Here is an 18,573-nt window from a genome sequence, read left to right as displayed (position 1 = left end):
CGCCTGTTTCTGTTACTATTCTATCAAAGAATTATAAAGACTGCATATCAATAACGAAACGGTATCTTACATCACTTTTCAGCATTCTTTCATACGCTTCGTTGATTTCCTGCATTTTGATCATTTCAATTTCCGAAACGATATTGTGCTCTCCACAGAAATCCAGCAATTCCTGAGTTTCCGCAATACCACCGATTACCGAACCAGCCACCGATTTTCTTCCCATAATCATAGGAACTGTATTCAGAATAGGCTCTAAACCTCCAAGATATCCTACTAGAACATGAGTTCCATTGATATTTAAAGTAGCCACATACGGATTAACGTCATGTACATAAGGAACTGTATCAATAATCACATCGAATTTTCCTTTTACAGAATCCATTTGTGCATCGTCTGTAGAAATCACAACATGATCAGCACCCAATTGTTTTGCATCTTCAGTTTTCCCCGGAGTTCTGGAGAATAAAGTAACTTCAGCTCCCAGTCCTTTTGCCAGTTTAATGGCCATGTGACCAAGACCTCCCAACCCTACAACTGCCACTTTAGAACCAGGACCTACATTCCAGTGTTTTAAAGGTGACCAGGTGGTAATACCTGCACAAAGAAGAGGAGCTACGGCTGCCAGATCAAGATTTTCAGGCACTTTTAAAACGTGGTGAGAATCCACTACCACTTTTTGAGAATATCCTCCAAAAGTATGACCTCCCAGATGTTTATCCTTTCCGTTGTAAGTTCCGGTGAAGCCATTCAGGCAATATTGTTCAAGATCATGCTGACAGCTGTCGCAGTGTCCACAAGAATCTACAATACATCCTACACCTGCCAGATCTCCAACTTTAAATTTGGAAACTTCACTTCCCACTTTTGTAATTCTTCCTACAATTTCATGCCCCGGAACTACAGGATATAAAGATCCGCCCCAGTCATTTCTTGCGGTATGAAGGTCAGAGTGGCATACTCCGCAGTATAGAATTTCAATTTCTACATCTTTTGAGGTGACTTCTCTTCTTTCAATATTCATTTCTTTCAGATCTGCCGTGGTAGACTCAGCGCCATAAGCTTTTACTGTGATTGTACTCATTTTTTTTATATTTTAGTTTATTTAGGATCATTTATATGTTATGGTACCCGTTGCATTATAATCCGTTGTCAATAAGTAAACCTGCCGTTCGGAGTAGAATCCATAACGGTACAAAAGTCGAAAGTTTCATTTAAACCCAACTTATACAGATTACCGAATTACTTACCAATTTTACAGGCACTATTTCAGTTACAAATGAAAGTGGTAATTTTGAATAGTAATAAAAATGTACTTCATGGAAAATCAGGAGGTTGAAATCTACAACAGTGTTTCGGAATACAATAAAATGGCCAATCATGAAACCCTGCATCCGCTGGTGAGTATTATTGATTTTTCCAAATCCGATCCTATCTGCCAGCACCAGAGAAAATTCGGGTTTTATACCGTTTTTCTGAAAGATGTAATGTGCGGAGACATGCAATATGGGAAACACAGCTATGATTATCAGGAAGGAACTTTAGTTTTTATTGCTCCCGGGCAGACGTACGGAATTTATAATAATGACAAATTTATCCAGCCTGCAGGTTTTGCCCTTATTTTTCATCCGGATTTAATTAAAGGAACCAACTTAGGGAAGAATATGAAAGACTATTCCTTCTTCTCTTATGATGTGCATGAAGCGCTTCATCTCTCAGAAAAAGAAAGGGAAGTAGTGCTGGATTGTTTTAAAAATATTAAACTGGAACTGGAGCAGTCTATTGATAAACACAGCAAATCTTTAATTGTTAATAATATTGAGCTTTTTCTGAACTACTGTATGCGTTTTTATGACCGCCAGTTTATTACAAGAGACCATATCAATCAGGGAGTCATCGGGAAATTTGAAAATCTGGTGGATGATTATTTAAAATCTGAAAATCCCAAAAATATAGGTTTTCCAATGGTCAATTATTTTGCAGAAAAGCTGAATTTATCTGCCAATTATTTCGGAGATCTGATCAAAAAAGAACTGGGAATCTCAGCTCAGGAGTTTATCCACAATAAACTGATTGATATAGCCAAAGAACAGATTCTGGATCAGACAAAAACAATAAGTGAAATTTCTTATGATTTAGGATTTAAATATCCCCAGCATTTTACAAGACTTTTTAAAACCAAAGTAGGAGTTTCTCCCAGCGAATATAAAATCCTGAACTAGTCTTTTTCAAAACGGATAACACTATTTTTTTTCACGAATAACACAATAATGGTTTGTGAATATTTGTACCTGCATTTGTGATATTTAGGTTTAAATAATTAAATTTAAAGAGAAAAGTTTTCACCATTGTAAAGATGACACCCAATCAGCAGAATACCACTATTTTCGAGACTCGTTTCGGAAAAATTTTAGCCTTAAAAGAAAATGGAATTATCAGAGCCAGAAGTATCCGTTATGCCCATTCTGAAAGATTTAAAAAACCAGTCGCTGTAGAATCCTCTCTATCATCAATCATTATATCTCCGGAAAAGACTCCGGTGTGCCCGCAGGCTTTAAGTCCGCTTGTTGAAAAAATGATCGGAGCGACACCTGTTGAAAGTTTTGAAGCAGATGAATCTACCCAATATCTTTCCATAACCTGTCCCGAAGTTATTTCTGAAAATGAAAATCTCCCTGTTGTCGTTTGGATTCATGGAGGTTCCCATGAAATAGGCTGTGGAGATCTGGCTACAGCCGATCCTGCCGAATGGGTAAAAGAACAGCATATTATCGTTGTGAGTGTTTCATATCGTCTGGGATTATTTGGTTTTTTAGGGGGAGATAAAAAAAGACCTGCCAATTTAGGACTGTTGGATATCATCGAAGCACTAAAGTGGATTAAAAACAATATAGCTGATCTGGGAGGCGATGAAAATAATATTACCCTTCTCGGACAGTCTTCAGGAGGCGATGCTATTGCCCATTTAATGATATCAGAAGGTGTGGAAGGCTTATTCCAGCGTGTGATTATTCAGAGTGCTCCCCTGGGATTACGCCATAAAAGACAAAAAATGTCGGCAGAATTTCTGAAAAAAACAGAATTTTTGAAAGATGAAACCGACGTTTTAAAAATGATGGACGAATATAAAATATTGGTACCCTCTGTAATAAAATATGGTTTGAAAGCAGCAATGCCTTTTGGTACTCAATACGGATATTTTCCTTTGTGTAAAGAAGAAGAATCCGTGAAAATGTGGAAAAAAAGCGCTCAGAAATATGATGTTCTGATTGGCTTAAATAATGATGAAACTGCTTTTTATCTTAAAACTTCAGAGGCTTTAAATAAATACTTTGGAAAAGGATTGGGTTTAAAACTCATGGATAAAACAGTTGAAAAAACGACTGCGCTTATCTACGGAAATCCGGCAAGACAGTTTGCGAGTAACTTGGCTGAAGCCGGTGGAAATGTCTATCTCTTCAGGATTCATTCAAAATTAAAAGATAATCACATTGGAGCACCACATTGTATAGATCTCCCATTGATTTTTGGCAACGAAGCTGCCTGGAAATCTTCCGAACTGCTGAAAGATATTCCCTGGAGCCGTATTCATGAGAATGGTGTAAAATTACGGGCACTTTGGGCAGAATTTGCCAGAACCGGAAAAATAGCTGATACCTCAGAAAGACCGGAAATCCTGGAACTGCGAAAGATGTAATAATAAATCCAACTTTAGGAAATCTCTAATCTTAACCGAAATCCAACTGAAGACGTAAACATTCCCATCCTTTGGAGGGGTGGCAAAAATTCGAAAAATTTTTGACGGGGTGGTTCATCATATTCTCAATATTTATCTTTAATAATGAAATTATATATGCTAAATCAAGTAGTTAGTGTTGAATGTTTATTCATAATTATAATTTTTAATGTATATTTATTATCTAAACCATAAAAAATAATAATTATGAAAACGAACAGAGACTTCAAAGTAAGAAAACTGAACCGTCAGGAATTAAAAAGTTTAAAAGCCGGAGATATCAACAGAGACAGGGTATGTTGTACTTCCAACGAAGAAGGGTATTGTTGTGAATGGGCTATAGATGTTTGGAATTGCAGATATATTTACTGCTAAATCTTAAAGACCCTTGTCAAGGTTCCAAACCTTGACAAGGGTTTCTGTTAAATTAATTTTACTCCGGAATCCAGACACTCACATTTCCAGCGGGAACAGAGAAATTTCCCCATCCGTTTTCATCAATAATTACTTTTTCTTCGAATCTTTTCAGCAGGTCTTTAAACTTCTTTCCGGCATAAAGTTTTCCTACTTCCATAGGTTTGTTATAAGCATCTTTATTACTTAAAACGACTGCGCATCCACTATGTTGCTCATCTCCTGTACGAACCCAGCCGAGACAGTTGGCATCTTCAAAATAATCATGCTGGTCACCATAGGCATGTTCTTTTCTGGCTTTTAATAGTTCTTCAATTCCATCAATTTTAGGCATGAATATTTCCTGATCGTTGCCCTCTCTGTCCTTATCCGTATAATGAGCACCATAAAGATCCGGATAGAAAACACATGGATAACCGTCTTTTCTCAATAAAATAAGAGCATAGGCAAGTGGCTTGAACCATGGCTCTACAGGAGCTTCAAGATCCTGTAAAGGCTGCGTATCATGATTGGCTACCAAACTTACCGAATGTAGGGGATCTGCCTGGGTAAGGGTTTCATCAAAAATTCTTCTGAGATCATACGAAGCGCCTTCCCGTGATGCTGTATGAAAGTTATTCTGTAATGAACTGTCAAAAAGGCTCATGCAGCCTTCTGTCACTTCAATATACTTTTGAAGTAAATGTAGATATCCCGGAGCCCAGTATTCGCCTACGGCAAAAATATTTTTCCCGGAATTGGAACGAAGCAGAGTGAGCCATTCTTTGTAGAAATCAAATGAAATGTGCTTTAAAGCATCCAGTCTCACGCCGTCAAAATCTGTCTGGTCAAAATACCACTTTGCCCAATGGTTGAGTTCTTCCCGTACAAAAGGATTCCGGTGTTCGATGTCATTATACATCAGGTAATCATAATTTCCTTTTTCATCATCAATCATTTCCTCCCAGTCATTTCCATATTCAGATTGGATTTTAAAGATATGAGAGTCCATACCCTCGGCATAATCTACACCGCTGAAGCAGGTGAAGTTCCATTCAAAATCAGAATATTTTTTTCCTCTTCCGGGAAAGGTAAATTTCGTATAAGATTCTATTTCGATGACATCAGAAATCACTTTTTCCCTGTTTTCCTCATCTACTTTTACAACTTTAAATTTTTCAAGCTCATCACCTCCGGCTTTATGTCCCAGAACAATATCTACAATGACTTGTATGTTTTGTTTCTTTAAGGCTTTAATAGCTTTTATATAATCGTTTTTAGTGCCGTATTTGGTAGGAATAGTTCCCTTCTGGTCAAATTCTCCGAGATCATACAGATCATAGGCATCATAACCAATCGAGTAGCCGCCGTTTGTTCCTTTATAGGCTGGAGGGAACCATACAGAAGTAATTCCAAGTTTTGCCAGATATTTTGCCTGTTTTTCGGCTTCTTTCCACAACTTTCCGTCTCCTTCAGAATACCAGTGAAAAAACTGAATCATGGTTGGGTTCATAAATTTGCTGATTTGATTGATACAAGATAGCAAAAAAATATGACCTATTCATTTTCAAATTCCTCAAACGGGATTTTTAGTTGAACGGAAACCTGTTTCTTTTCTTCCGTATTCAGGTGGGAAAGAGATAACCCAAGCAGCCGGACAGCTTTATCAAAAGGCCGGAGTTCCCATAGTTTTTTTCCGGTGTTATAGTACTGTTCCGGTGACGAGAAATAATCTTCTTTTGTAATGCTTCTTGTAAAAAGAGAGAAATCTTTATATTTTATTTTTAATGTTAAAGTTCTTCCGAGAATATTATTTTTCTGTAATCTCTGATGAATTTCTTCAGCCAGGCTTTCCAGCTTTTCGTTAATCTGCTGTTCATCAAGAAGATCCTCAAAAAAAGTCCTTTCTACGGCTACACTTTTCTGAATCCGGTGAGGTTTCACTTCGGATGTATGAATTCCGCGAACCACATTATAATAATGCTGGCCGGATTTTCCAAAAAGCCTTATCAGATCTTCAAGTGATCTCTTTTTTAAATCTTTTCCTTTATAAATTCCTAAACTAAACATTTTGTTAGCCGTAACCTTTCCAACCCCATAAAATTTTTCTACGGGCAATTCTTCAAGGAATTGTTCCATTTTATCAGGATGAATGGTTTTCTGGCCATTAGGTTTATTGATGTCAGAAGCAACTTTAGCCAGAAACTTATTCACTGAAATTCCCGCAGAAGCTGTTAATCCGGTCTGTTCAAAGATTTTCTGACGGATTTCTTTGGCGATGAGGTTGGCAGATTCCATTCCTTTTTTATTTTCGGTGACATCCAGATAGGCTTCATCCAGAGACAGCGGCTCTACCAGATCGGTATACTCGTAAAAAATTTCCCGGATCTTTTTCGAGATTTCTTTATATCGGGCAAAGCGGGGAGGAACAAAAATAAGCTGAGGGCATTTTTCTTTGGCTGTTTTACTGGGCATGGCAGATCGGACACCATATTTTCTGGCTTCATAGCTTGCGGCTGCCACTACACCACGGTGTTGTCCTCCTACGGCTATGGGCTTACCTTTCAACGTAGGATTATCATGCTGCTCCACAGAAGCATAGAATGCATCCATGTCCACATGAATAATTTTACGAAGAGGCAAAGAAAAATCCATATACAAAGATATGGATTCCTTTATTGACGGTAAATTTTTTTGTAGCAGGGAAGTTTGAGATTAATGTGGTAGATATGGGAAGTTATAACCTATTTGTTTAAAATTAATTAAAAAAAATCATAGATTATTCCTAGGACATAAACTACTTCCATCTTCCTGCTTCCATCCTTTTTAAGCCTTCAGTCTCATGGTGAGAAGATGAGGTTCAAATCCTGCTTTTTCATAAGCTTTTATGGCAGATTCATTCTGAGCATATACGTCCAGCCTTACCTCAGTCATTCCCCTTGATTTTGACCAGGAAATGAGTTCATCGGTAATCACTTTATTGATTCCTTTTCCCCTGTGCTCAGGTTTTACGTACATAAATCCCAGATAAGCATATTCTTTAAACTGATAATAATCTTTCTCTGCTTTTTTGATCAGGGCATATCCTGAAGCAATGATTTCATGATTCTCTTCAGCAACAATTACGGTTGCCAGCGGAGATTGTATTAAATGTTTTAAATCATAATAATGAATCTCTCCTTCAATCAATGTACTGTTGAAAGGTCTTTCGGCAGTAACAACTCCCTGTTCAAATTTTAAAAGGATTTCTAAATCCTGTTCTGTGGCTTCTCTTGTGATCATGGTGTTATATAAATAAAATTTTAAAACTCATTGAAAATTAAAATTTCCAATGAGTTTTTATGTTGTTAAAGTTAAGGATAACTATTGTAAAAGCTTGTCGATGGTTTGCTGAAGTTCAGGATCTTCGGGAGATATTGCGTAATATTTTGCAATGGAAGATTTCTGATCAATCACCATATATCTCGGGATCCAGTTAAGATCTACATAATTATTGAAATCATTTTTCCAGCCTGTGGAAAACCAATAATTTTCTTTATCTTTCATATCAAATCTTTCCATACTTTTTTCAAACCCTTCTTTTGAACGGTCTAATGACAGAAATACAAAATCAATATTCTTATTATGTTCTTCTAATTCCTTCGCTTTTGGCAGCGCATTTAAGCAGTCTCTGCACCATCCTGCCCAAAAATCAATGACTAAAACTTTTCCTTTATGCTGATCCAGAATCTGTTGTATGGTAACGGTTTTCCCTTCTTCATCTTCCAGCTTCTGCTGTAAAGCTTCTTTTGAAAATCCTGTTTTAAGGACAGCTGGTGCTTTTTGTGAATAACTTATTCCAAAAATACCCATCATAAAAATTAATATCAGCTTTTTCATTTCGTACAATTTCATGGGTACAAATCTAAACAATGAATTGGAATCTGAAACTGATTTCCGGTGAATTAGGAAAAATTTATAATATTGATGGATTCTATGGAATAGGAGAGTGAGAGTGTGAAAACCACCCCGACAAAAATTCTTTGAGTTTTTGCTACCCCTCAAGAGGATGGGAATATTACGTCTTCAGTTGCAGTATTAGGTTATTTTTACTGATAGTTTTTAATCAGGCCTTTGACAACGGCAATTACATTGGGCATTGCTTTATTGGCAGCATTCAGAACTTCTTCGTGGGAAACGGCAAAAGCTACATCCGGTCCGCCAAGGTCTGTGATCACGGAAATACAGAAAACATCCATTCCCATATGTCTGGCAACTATAACTTCGGGAACGGTGCTCATTCCTACCATATCCCCACCAATAGCTTTAATCATGCCATATTCGGCCGGGGTTTCAAAGGTTGGTCCTTGTAGTGCCACATAAACTCCCTGATGAATTTTAATATGATGATTTGCAGCTGCCTGTTCCGCTGTGGCAATCATTTTTTTGTTATAAGGTTCGCTCATATCTACAAAACGAGGTCCGAGCTCATCGATATTTTTTCCCCGTAAAGGATGTTCGGGCATCATGTTGATATGATCTTTCAGGATGACAATATCTGCAACGCTGTAAGCCGGGTTTACACCACCGCAGGCATTGGAAAGAATAAGATTTTGAATACCCAGCAGATTGAAAACTCTCACCGGGAATGTTACCGTTTCCATCGAATGTCCTTCATAATAATGGAAACGTCCGCTCATCATCAGTACTTTTTTTCCTTCCAGGATTCCGTAAATCAGTTTTCCGGTATGTCCGGGCACTGTAGTTTGCGGAAAATGAGGAATATCTTTGTACTCTAAAACATGGATCTGTTCTACTTCATTCTGTAATTTTCCCAGTCCGGATCCTAAAACCACTGCAAAATCAGGGGTTTCCTGAATCCTGTTTCTGATAAAATCTGCAGTTTCTTTAATTTTTTCTAACATAATCTAAGATGATTTGATTGAATTCTTCTTTCTTATCAATCAATACATTGATAGGCCAGTAGTAAACAATTTCTCTAAGATAGTCAAAAGTTTTCAGACGCACATAGTCTTTTTCTGTGGTTAATATCAGTTTATATTCCCCTAATTTTTTATACTCGGCAAGGATTTTTTTAATATCATCATCCGTGAAATTATGATGATCTCTGAATTTTAAATGTTTTACCCTTTTTGAGAATTTTGCCAGATGTTCCAGAAGCGGTTTAGGGTTCGCAATTCCGGTGATCAGCAAAATATCATAATAATTCAGGTTGTTATCCGGAAGCATTTTATCTTTTCCGTATACATTTTCGTCATAACCGATGGATGAAAAGAATACTTTCTGTCCGTAAGAAGGTCGTATTCTTGAAATGTAATACCTTTTTGTTTCCTCTGTCAGCTCATCAGGACATTTGCTGACCATGATGATGTCAGCCCTTTTATATCCTGCTCTTGATTCTCTCAGATCCCCCGCAGGAAGAAGATAATCCTTGAAAAAAGGATCACTGAAATCGGTCATCAGAATATTGAATCCCGCCTTGATAGCTCTGTGCTGCATGGCATCATCCAGTACAAGAACTTCAAGATCCATATCATCGATCACCTTTTTGGCACCGGGAACACGTTCTTCGGAAACGGCAATGACAAAACGGTTTTTAAAACGCTCAAAAAGCTGCATCGCTTCATCACCCACCATTTTGTAGTTGCTGTCGTAATTGGTTACTTCATAGCCTTTTGTAAGCCTTCCGTAACCCCGTGAAAGCACTCCGGTTCTGTAATGTTTGGACAGGAACTGAGCAAGATACATCACCATTGGTGACTTTCCGCTTCCGCCCACAGAAAGATTCCCGACATTGATTATCGGTGTTTTGAATTTCGTCGACTTAAAAACTCCCAGATCATACATTGTGTTCCGGATACCCGTTACCAAATGATAACCAAGGGAAAAAGGATAAAGGTACCATCTTTTCATACGATTGCAAAAATAGGAATTTTAATAAGCATTGATGTAATATTCTCGAAGACTTTTCAACAAATATTTCGTTAAATTAAAGTATTTTTGTGGAGTTATTACAATACATTGAGATACTTTATTGAATTTTCTTACAACGGAAAGAATTATTTCGGCTACCAGATACAGCCGGATGCTATTTCTGTACAGGAAGAGCTGGAAAAAGCGCTGTCTATCATTTTGCGCGAAGAGATAAAAACTACAGGAGCAGGAAGAACGGATACAGGAGTTCATGCTAAAAAAATATTTGCCCATTTTGACACGGAAAAAGAGTTGGATGATCAGCTTACAAGAAGGCTGAACAGTTTTCTTCCGCCCGATATTTCCATTAAAAGGATTTTTCCGGTAAAAGATGATTTTCACGCCCGTTTTGATGCGACGTACAGAACCTACGAATATTATATTTCCCTGGAAAAAAATCCATTCACACAGGAATCTGCATGGCAGCACTGGAAAAGATCACTGGATATTAATGCTATGAATGAAGCCTGTAAAATTCTTTTTGAATATGAAGATTTCACCAGTTTTGCCAAGTTAAAAACCGACAACAAAACCAATATCTGTAAAATCTACAAAGCAGTATGGGAGCAGAATGGTTCAGAGCTGAAGTTCACGGTTTCTGCCAATCGTTTTTTGAGAAATATGGTTCGCGCGATTGTCGGAACGATGGTAGAAATAGGAACCGGAAAACTGAAGCCTGAAGATCTCCGTAAAGTGATTGAAGACAAAAACCGTAACGCTGCGGGAACTTCAGCTCCGGGACACGGGTTGTATCTTGTAGATGTGGGATATGAATTTTAAATAAAACTTAAAAACAAAATAATAATCATGTTATCAATTTTTATTCTTATCGGCGCTTACCGGTATTATGCACAATTAGCAGAAAGGTTTGGAAAAACAAAGTGGCAATACGGTGTTTTGGCTATCGGTATTTATCTGGGAACCCAGCTTTTGTTAGGCTTCGGTTATGGTATGTATATGGGATTAACAGATCCTGAATCCGCAGAAAATGTCAATTATACAGGATTTTCAGCAGTGAATATCGTTGGCTGGCTCATCTCTATTGTTGCGGTTTGGGGAGTTTATAAATTCCTTGAAAATAAATTTATAAAAGAAAGACCTGCAAAGACCATCGAAATTGAAGAGATTGGGAAGACTATTGATCAGTAAGTGACATATCGTTTCTATTTCAGCAGTCAGAAACCAGGAAACAAAGCAGAATATGTAGCGGATTGGATACAAAATGATGCTTAATATATTCATATTGTAAATGGTAGGTATCTGATATTTTCTATGACGATTTGCAAAAGTTGTAAAGGCAGTCCGGTTATAATGTCTTATTTTTGCATAGAATTTTATTTTAATTCTTTCTTTCGATTCGTACAATGAAAAAACAAGATACCTGGGGAATTATAAAGAGGCTGTTCTTTATCGGAATGAAATTTCGTTCTTGGTTCATCCTTACCCTTATCATTTCCATATTCCTTTCCATCGTTTCCACCTACAGGCCTTATCTTACCATGCAGGTGGTGGATAATGATATTACAAAGCTGCATGACAAAGCTTTGATGATGAAGCATATCTATATTCTTGTAGGATTGGTATTTGCTGAAACGGTTTTAAACTTTTTCCTGGTTTATTTTTCAAATTTTATCTCACAGAATGTGATCAGGGATATCAGAGAGCGATTGTATGCTAAACTGATCTATTTTAAAACTTCATTTTTTGATAAAACACCCATCGGACAGCTGGTAACGCGGGCTGTAGGAGATGTGGAAACCATTGCGACCGTATATACAGATGGTTTCCTGATGGTATTCGGTGATATCCTGAGAATTCTGTTTGTGCTGGTGATGATGTTCAGCACCAATGTTCACCTGAGTTATATTACCCTGGCAATATTGCCTTTAATGGTGGTTATTACAAGATTCTTCCAGAAAAGGCTGAAAAAAGCTTTCGGGGATGAGAGAAACTGGACAGCCAATCAAAACTCTTTTGTTCAGGAAAGACTGGCAGGAATGTCTATTATTCAGGTATTCAACAGACAGGAATCTGAGTTTAAGAAATTTGATGATATCAATATTACGCTGAAGGGAGCATTGCTGAGAACTGTATTTATTTTCTCACTGTTCTTCCCTGTGGTGGAACTTATTTCTTCATTATTCATAGGATTTATTCTTTTCTATGGAGGCTATATTACCATCAGTGCGGGAGTCGTGATTGCATTTATCCAGTATATTTCAATGCTGATCCGTCCTTTGAGACAGATTGCAGACCGCTTTAATAATATTCAGCGAGGAATTGTAGGAGCGGAAAGAGTGCTGGGATTAATGGATGAAGAAAACTCAATGCCGAATAACGGAACCGTGAAGAAAGATCATTTTGCCGGAAAAATTGAATTCCGGAAAGTACACTTTGCATATGATGAAAAACAGGAAGTACTGAAAGGAATTGATTTTAAAGTAAATCCGGGAGAAACCGTAGCGATTGTAGGAGCAACAGGAGCAGGAAAATCTACCATTATCAGCCTGATTACAAGATTATATGATATCAACTCCGGAAATATTCTGATTGATGATGTGGATTTAAAAGATTACGAGCTTTATAATCTCAGAAGTCATATCGGCGTGGTGCTGCAGGATGTATTCCTTTTCCACGGAAGTATTTTTGAAAACCTTGCCTTCGGGGATGATAGTATAACACTGGATAAAATAAAAGCGGGTGCCAGAGAAATTGAAGTAGATCAGTTTATTGAACAGCTTCCTGGTGGATACGATTATGTAGTGAGTGAGAGAGGTTCTTCAATTTCTTTAGGTCAGAGACAATTACTGTCTTTCCTGAGAGCTTATTTATCAGATCCGAAAATTTTAATTCTGGATGAAGCTACCTCTTCCATTGATCATGAAAGTGAAAAGCTGATTCAGAGAGCTACAGAGAAAATTACGAAAAACAGGACCTCCATTATTATTGCCCACAGACTTTCCACCATTGAGAAAGCAGACAAGATTATTGTGATGGAGCATGGTAAAATTGTAGAAGAAGGGAAGCATCTTGAACTTCTGGATAAGAACGGATATTATGCCACGCTTTACAAAGCTCAGCTTCGACATGAAGTGGAAATGGAAGAAAAAAAAGAATCATAATCAGAGAGAAACCATTCCTTTGAAATGAGATAAACAAAAAAGAGAGCCAGAAATGACTCTCTTTTTTTATATTTAATTAACTACATACAATTCATTACTACTTTTTAAAACTGCAGAATACAAAATTTTGAACCGTGTCAAAAGGAGTGGTGTGATCTTCAGTAATACAGTCTACTTTTTTAAAACTTTTTTCAAATTTTTCGGATAATGATTCTTCATCATACTGTTGAATATCCAATCCACTGCATTTGGTGGGACCGTTTTTCGAAAAAGTTCCGACAATCATAAAATGGTTTACCTTCTTTTCTGCAATATCAATATATTTTGAAACCTGTTCCGGGGTGGTCAGGAAATGAAAGGCTGCTCTGTCATGCCAGATATCATAGGTTTCCATAGGTTCGAAAGCCGTAATGTCGCTAGTGATCCATTTTACTTTGTCTGCTGCTGCTCCAAGTCGTTTCTGTGCCTTTTCCAAAGCTTTGGCAGAAATATCAAGAACTGTAATATTTTCATAACCTTCTTCAAGAAGAAAATCAACAAGGTTGCTGTCTCCACCACCAATGTCTATGATGCTGGCCTCTTTTCCCAATCCGGAAGAATGTATAAAGTCAAGGGAAGTCTGAGGTTTTTTCTGGGTCCAGCTTACCTGATCCGGATTTTTGGTTTCATATACATTTTCCCAGTGATTTTTGTTGTCAGAAGATATCATGATTCTTTTAATTGATTATTGATCTCTTCAAATTTATTAATTAATTCGTCAAGTTTGCCTTGCTGTTTCTTTATTGTTCGCGGTCTCAGGTAAAACCAGTTGAAAGCAATCCAGACAGATGTTAAAGCATAGGCCAGAATACCTGAGCTAAGGGTCATTCTTGAAGTATATTCGTACATATACAGGGATATTCCCAGAAACAACATGACAAAATAAAGGTTGAGTATAGTGGTCTGCATCCATTTCTGCTTATTTTTTACTACATACAGACTTTGCAGATATTCATGGTTTGATTGGGTCTGATCAATTTTGTAGAATATCATAAACATTTTGTTGTAGGCAAGCAGAAAAATAACCATTCCCAGCACGACAAGTACAATCCCGATTTTTGTAGTGATCATTTCAGGCTGGTAACGGTACCAGATCAAAAGAATCAATAAGGAAGTAGCGATTAATGCAATATTAGCAAAGATCAGTCTGCGCAGGTTCTGGTTTCTGAATTTTTTCAGCTTGCCGAGAAGCTCTTCCATATTGGGTCTGTTAGAAGTCTGCTGCTTCCATATATTGTTAAAATCTATATTAGAATCCATTTTCTTTAAACTTTTGCGTTAATTTTTCTTTTATCCTGTGAATCTTTACCCTTATATTGGATTCTGAAAGTCCTACGATATGGGCTATCTCAGCCTGTTTCACCTCTTCCAGTTCCAATGAAATAATAATTCTGTCCGTTTCAGGCAGCTCCGAAATAAACTGGTAGAGCATCTGGATCTGAGGTTCTATAGATTCCTGTTTTTTCTCTTCCAGATTGATGGGCAGATCGGTTTTGCTGAATTTCTTTTCCTTTTCAATCTGCCGGAGGCAGTTATTAGAAGCAATTCTGAAAATCCACGTCCCTATACTGGATTCATTCCTGAATTTCGGAAGCTGCTGCCAGACGATGATAAAGGTTTCCTGGGCAAGATCCTGAGCAAGTTCGGCATCATTCACATATCCCATACATAAACGGAATATCCTTTGCCAGTAGAGTTCATATATCTCTTCAAAAACCATTATTTCGCAGATAAAAAGTGAGTAAGCTGATTAAAATACCAATCCTTATCATCGTACATGATAAAATGCAAACCTTTTGAAGCATACTGCATATTGGCATTTTTTAAATTTTTGTACTGGTTTTCAATCGTTGGCTTTAGAGTGACAAAATAAGATTCCAGAAGAATAAGAGAAGGACATTGGATGTTTTTTATTTTCTCTCTGAGATCGGTATTATAAAAATCACAGTACATTTTAGCAAATGTTTTTCGGTCCGATTTCATACTCCAGTTGATTACCGTTTCCTGCATAGAAGTATCTGCCAGAAGACGGGGCATCGCCTGTGCCTGCATTTTCCGGAACTGCTCATCGCTCATAGCTGTCAATTGAGCAATAGCAGGCGAACAGTCATTATTTTCTTTCGATGTAAAATGGGGATCAGATAGTGCTGCCAGACAGGGAAGCGTGTCTACGATGATAATTTTACCTGCAAGCTCCGGATAATCTGCCGCTATGGCCAGAGCAAGACCGCCTCCCATACTGTGTCCGATAAGAATGGGTTTCTCAATTTTATTGTCTTTGATATAAGCGGCAATTCCTCTTTCCCAATCTGTAAAACTGGCATCTGTCTGAGGTTTTGTTCCGGCAAAGCCAGCCATTGTTAAAGTATAGCAGGTGAAATCTTTTTCAAACTTTGCGGTGGTTTCATTCCAGACGTCACCTGAAGAGGCAAATCCGGGAATGAAAATTAATGCCTGATCTCCTTTTCCTGTTTTCTTTACTTCAAACGGATAGGCTTTTTGCTGACCGAATATATTGCATACTGCTAAAAAAAATAACATAATAATTAAAAGGAATGTAAATTTTTTCATGATTTCTAAAGTTTTAAAGTGTATTTGTCTTTTAGAGACGAACCTTTAAAAAATGTTACACACTATTTGATTTTTTTTGAAAAAAAATATTTCTCCTCCTTCTCAACCCTTTTGTTCAGGGCAAAATCATATGAAATTTATTTTAGCTATTTTTTGTTAAATGGTTCAAATATTAAATTGATGAGTAGTTCCCGGGATGATTAATCCAATATTTTTCCATAGAACCTGCTGATGTCAAAATAGAATCCGGGAACTTTATATTGGTCCTTTTCAAACTCCTGATAATCGCACTTTCCCTTCAGGCTTTGAGATTTGGTTTCCATTTGAAATCTGTTTAAAAGGACATATTCATCTGTTACAGAAATCACATGAAAACCTGTTTCACATGCCAGACCATCACCGGAAGTAAGAATGGCATTTAATAATCCGTGGAAATTTCCTGCAATTTTTTCGGCGGCAGCATCATCTTTATTCAAATGATACAAGTAAGCGAGATAATTCATAGCCCGCAAGTCCAGTGGATTCTCCTCCAACGCACCCAAAAACAACTGGATCCCCTTTGAAAGATCTTTTTGTGAAATACCTTCGCCTCGGTAATATTTGGCTACTTCCTCAGCTTTCTTTCCTGTTTTATAAGGCTGATATTCTTTTTGAAATGTATATCCGAAATAAAGATGGCGGTACTGATTGCTGGTAAGGAGCGTATCATTCTGTTTTAATCTTTTTAAAAGCTTTGGATAATAGAATTCTGAATTTTTATCCTCAATATTTTTTTGAATCGCAGCATAATCCGGTGCTTTGAATTCCATTTTCTGAGCATGCAGAAAAGTCAGCAGTGTTAGAAAGAATAAAGAGAAAAATGCTTTGATACTCATAGTTTGTATAAGGTTGTTACAATTTTTTGTGAGATTAAAAATACGAAATATGCATCAATCGGATAATATCAACTTACTATTTGTAAAAAAAATAATAAAATATTGCCAAACTGCTACTTTGTGTCAATAAATTTACTAACTTTATTCGGAATTTGAGATGTTACCCCTGACATTTGAAGGGGTAGAAGGAATTTTTAACTAAAAAACTAAAAATATTAATGAGCAGTAGTAGTATACAAGATGAATTTAAAGTCTTCAAAGACGAATTAAGAAAGTTGAATATCGAAGTACAGAAAGTTGTGAAAGTAGGAAACGGCAGCATGGATTTCCATGAAGTTTTCTACAAATCGCCGAGGTATGAAGAGGTAAAAAGTATCTATGTCCAGCGTCATAATCTGGATCATATGATTGAAAAATTTAAACAGGCCTATCATTAAAAATAGAATATGCGCCGCAGATTTTCTGTGGCGCATGTTTTTTGTAAAATTTGTAATATTAATCTTTATCCAGTGTAGAGGTCTTTTTGGTGTCTTTCATGCCGATGTAAACGAGCAGGGAAAAAAGAATACAGCCTGTTATATACCAATAAAAATATTCTTCAGACCCTATTTTTTTAAACCAAAGCGCAATATATTCTGCTGTGCCGCCAAATACAGCAACCGTAACTGCGTAGGGCAAACCTACACCCAATGCCCTGATTTCAGATGGGAAAAGTTCTGCTTTTACTACTGCATTGATGGAGGTGTAACCGCTTACAATAATTAAAGCTGCCATAATCAGGAAAAATGCAACCCATATTGAAGTGGTAGTACTGAGGGCTGTAAGGAGCGGAACCGTACATAAAGTTCCCAGGATCCCGAATCCTAAAAGGAGCGGCCTTCTTCCGATTTTATCTGATAATCCTCCAAATACAGGCTGGAGACAGGCAAATATAAAGAGTGAAATAAAGGAGACTAATGTAGATTCTTCCTTTGTAAGGTGTACGGTATTCACCAGAAATTTTTGCATATAAGTGGTGTAGGTATAAAATGCCAGCGTTCCTCCTAAAGTTAGTCCCACAACGGTAAGTAATGCTTTTGGATGTTTCAGAAGTTCTTTTACGGTTCCTTTTTTCTTTTCGCTGACTTCCTTTTTATTTTCAAAAGCTTCGGTTTCATGAAGATTAGCCCTAAGATATAAGGCAATAATAGAAAGCATAGCTCCGATCACAAAAGGAATTCTCCAGCCCCATTCTTCAAGCTGGGCCTCAGTGAGTAATAACTTTTGTAAAATAAGCTGGATACCTAAAGCTATAAGCTGTCCGCCAATCAAAGTGACATATTGAAAACTTGAATAAAATCCGCGTCTGTCCTGGGTGGCCATTTCGCTGAGGTAAGTGGCGGAAACTCCATATTCACCACCCACACTTAATCCCTGAAGCAATCTTGCCAGTAAAAGTAACAAAGGAGCCAGAATACCAATAGACTGATAAGTGGGAGTAAGGGCAATCAGCAGAGATCCAAAAGACATCAGCAGGACGGAGAGCGTCATTGCTTTTTTCCTTCCGATCTTATCTGCAATGCTTCCGAACATCCAACCGCCGATAGGGCGCATAAGAAAACCTACGGCAAAAATACCTGCGGTATTCATCAGTTGGGCATTCAAATCAGAATCAGGAAAAAATGAATGGGAGAAATAAATGGCGAAGGCGGCGTAAGCATACCAGTCGTACCATTCAACGAGATTACCGATAGATCCGCCAATAATGGCCTTGATTCTTTGACCTGTGGAGATTGAGGTTGAGTCCATAGATGTTGTTTCCAGAAAGTTTTTTTATAATGACATCCAAGATACAAATTTCAGAAAAAAATAAACCGTTCCTAAA

General features: G+C 37.3%; 20 protein-coding genes. 7 read left to right on the top strand and 13 right to left on the bottom strand.

All coding sequences use genetic code 11. From position 1 onward, the window contains the following. Positions 1-31: 31 nt before the first annotated feature. Entirely contained in the window at positions 32-1,084 is a 1,053-nt protein-coding gene (locus V0410_RS12415) for an NAD(P)-dependent alcohol dehydrogenase (RefSeq protein ID WP_330743437.1), read from the bottom strand. A gap of 235 nt (positions 1,085-1,319) precedes the next feature. Here V0410_RS12415 and V0410_RS12410 point away from each other — a divergent pair, with 235 nt between their 5' ends. The 3 genes from V0410_RS12410 to V0410_RS12400 all read left to right on the top strand — a co-directional run bounded on the left by V0410_RS12410 (position 1,320) and on the right by V0410_RS12400 (position 4,111). Beyond that, positions 1,320-2,222, top strand: coding sequence for a helix-turn-helix domain-containing protein (locus V0410_RS12410; RefSeq protein WP_330743435.1), 903 nt, complete (start codon positions 1,320-1,322; stop codon positions 2,220-2,222). A 134-nt stretch (positions 2,223-2,356) separates the two neighbouring features. Continuing rightward, positions 2,357-3,697, top strand: coding sequence for a carboxylesterase family protein (locus tag V0410_RS12405; RefSeq protein ID WP_330743433.1), 1,341 nt, complete (start codon positions 2,357-2,359; stop codon positions 3,695-3,697). Between the two features lie 246 nt (positions 3,698-3,943). Then, positions 3,944-4,111 (top strand): hypothetical protein, encoded by a 168-nt coding sequence (locus tag V0410_RS12400; protein WP_171006304.1) that lies wholly within the window; start codon positions 3,944-3,946, stop codon positions 4,109-4,111. A 58-nt stretch (positions 4,112-4,169) separates the two neighbouring features. Here V0410_RS12400 and V0410_RS12395 read toward each other — a convergent pair whose 3' ends face one another. The 6 genes from V0410_RS12395 to lpxK form a co-directional block, all read right to left on the bottom strand. After that, positions 4,170-5,642, bottom strand: coding sequence for an alpha-amylase (locus V0410_RS12395; RefSeq protein ID WP_330743428.1), 1,473 nt, complete (start codon positions 5,640-5,642; stop codon positions 4,170-4,172). A gap of 44 nt (positions 5,643-5,686) precedes the next feature. Beyond that, on the bottom strand, positions 5,687-6,784 hold the full coding sequence (gene dinB / locus V0410_RS12390) for a DNA polymerase IV (RefSeq protein WP_227943201.1): 1,098 nt from the start codon (positions 6,782-6,784) through the stop codon (positions 5,687-5,689). A gap of 171 nt (positions 6,785-6,955) precedes the next feature. Further along, a complete protein-coding gene (locus V0410_RS12385) occupies positions 6,956-7,411 on the bottom strand; it encodes a GNAT family N-acetyltransferase (protein WP_330743426.1) in 456 nt (151 codons plus the stop codon). Between the two features lie 81 nt (positions 7,412-7,492). Continuing rightward, the gene (locus tag V0410_RS12380) at positions 7,493-8,008 is read right to left on the bottom strand and encodes a TlpA family protein disulfide reductase (RefSeq protein WP_110008320.1); all 516 of its coding nucleotides are present in this window, start codon (positions 8,006-8,008) and stop codon (positions 7,493-7,495) included. 209 nt (positions 8,009-8,217) lie between these two features. Continuing rightward, positions 8,218-9,033, bottom strand: coding sequence for a purine-nucleoside phosphorylase (locus V0410_RS12375; RefSeq protein WP_330743422.1), 816 nt, complete (start codon positions 9,031-9,033; stop codon positions 8,218-8,220). Continuing rightward, entirely contained in the window at positions 9,017-10,042 is a 1,026-nt protein-coding gene (gene lpxK, locus V0410_RS12370) for a tetraacyldisaccharide 4'-kinase (protein WP_110008196.1), read from the bottom strand. Before lpxK ends, V0410_RS12375 begins: the two co-directional genes overlap by 17 nt. A 108-nt stretch (positions 10,043-10,150) precedes the next feature. On the opposite strand from lpxK, the gene truA reads away from it, so the two are divergent. The 3 genes from truA (at position 10,151) to V0410_RS12355 (ending at position 13,224) form a co-directional block, all read left to right on the top strand. After that, on the top strand, positions 10,151-10,882 hold the full coding sequence (gene truA / locus V0410_RS12365; protein WP_330743420.1) for a tRNA pseudouridine(38-40) synthase TruA: 732 nt from the start codon (positions 10,151-10,153) through the stop codon (positions 10,880-10,882). 27 nt (positions 10,883-10,909) lie between these two features. Then, a complete protein-coding gene (locus tag V0410_RS12360) occupies positions 10,910-11,251 on the top strand; it encodes a hypothetical protein (protein WP_110008194.1) in 342 nt (113 codons plus the stop codon). A 215-nt stretch (positions 11,252-11,466) separates the two neighbouring features. Beyond that, complete coding sequence (locus tag V0410_RS12355) at positions 11,467-13,224, top strand: ABC transporter ATP-binding protein (RefSeq protein WP_330743418.1); 1,758 nt, start codon at positions 11,467-11,469, stop codon at positions 13,222-13,224. A gap of 97 nt (positions 13,225-13,321) precedes the next feature. Here the strand turns inward: V0410_RS12355 and V0410_RS12350 are convergent, their stop codons facing one another. The 5 genes from V0410_RS12350 to V0410_RS12330 all read right to left on the bottom strand — a co-directional run bounded on the left by V0410_RS12350 (position 13,322) and on the right by V0410_RS12330 (position 16,709). Continuing rightward, complete coding sequence (locus tag V0410_RS12350; protein ID WP_330743416.1) at positions 13,322-13,933, bottom strand: class I SAM-dependent methyltransferase; 612 nt, start codon at positions 13,931-13,933, stop codon at positions 13,322-13,324. Beyond that, positions 13,930-14,523, bottom strand: coding sequence for a hypothetical protein (locus tag V0410_RS12345; RefSeq protein WP_330743414.1), 594 nt, complete (start codon positions 14,521-14,523; stop codon positions 13,930-13,932). Before V0410_RS12345 ends, V0410_RS12350 begins: the two co-directional genes overlap by 4 nt. Then, positions 14,513-14,983, bottom strand: coding sequence for an RNA polymerase sigma factor (locus V0410_RS12340; protein WP_110008187.1), 471 nt, complete (start codon positions 14,981-14,983; stop codon positions 14,513-14,515). The genes V0410_RS12345 and V0410_RS12340 overlap by 11 nt, the downstream gene beginning before the upstream one ends. Further along, positions 14,983-15,834 carry an alpha/beta hydrolase family protein gene (locus tag V0410_RS12335; RefSeq protein WP_330743411.1) on the bottom strand — a complete coding sequence of 284 codons (852 nt, stop codon included), beginning with the start codon at positions 15,832-15,834 and terminating at the stop codon, positions 14,983-14,985. The genes V0410_RS12340 and V0410_RS12335 overlap by 1 nt, the downstream gene beginning before the upstream one ends. Before the next feature lie 200 nt (positions 15,835-16,034). Further along, positions 16,035-16,709, bottom strand: coding sequence for a DUF4919 domain-containing protein (locus V0410_RS12330; protein ID WP_330743409.1), 675 nt, complete (start codon positions 16,707-16,709; stop codon positions 16,035-16,037). A gap of 218 nt (positions 16,710-16,927) precedes the next feature. On the opposite strand from V0410_RS12330, the gene V0410_RS12325 reads away from it, so the two are divergent. Then, positions 16,928-17,146, top strand: a complete 219-nt coding sequence (locus tag V0410_RS12325; protein ID WP_110008184.1) for a hypothetical protein — start codon at positions 16,928-16,930, stop codon at positions 17,144-17,146. A gap of 58 nt (positions 17,147-17,204) precedes the next feature. Here the strand turns inward: V0410_RS12325 and V0410_RS12320 are convergent, their stop codons facing one another. Beyond that, a complete protein-coding gene (locus V0410_RS12320) occupies positions 17,205-18,497 on the bottom strand; it encodes an MFS transporter (protein ID WP_330743408.1) in 1,293 nt (430 codons plus the stop codon). Positions 18,498-18,573: the final 76 nt, after the last annotated feature.

The organism is Chryseobacterium sp. CP-77, assembly GCF_036362765.1.
GTDB classification, from domain to species: Bacteria; Bacteroidota; Bacteroidia; order Flavobacteriales; family Weeksellaceae; genus Chryseobacterium; species Chryseobacterium cupriresistens.
This window is presented reverse-complemented; position numbering and strand designations above follow the sequence as displayed.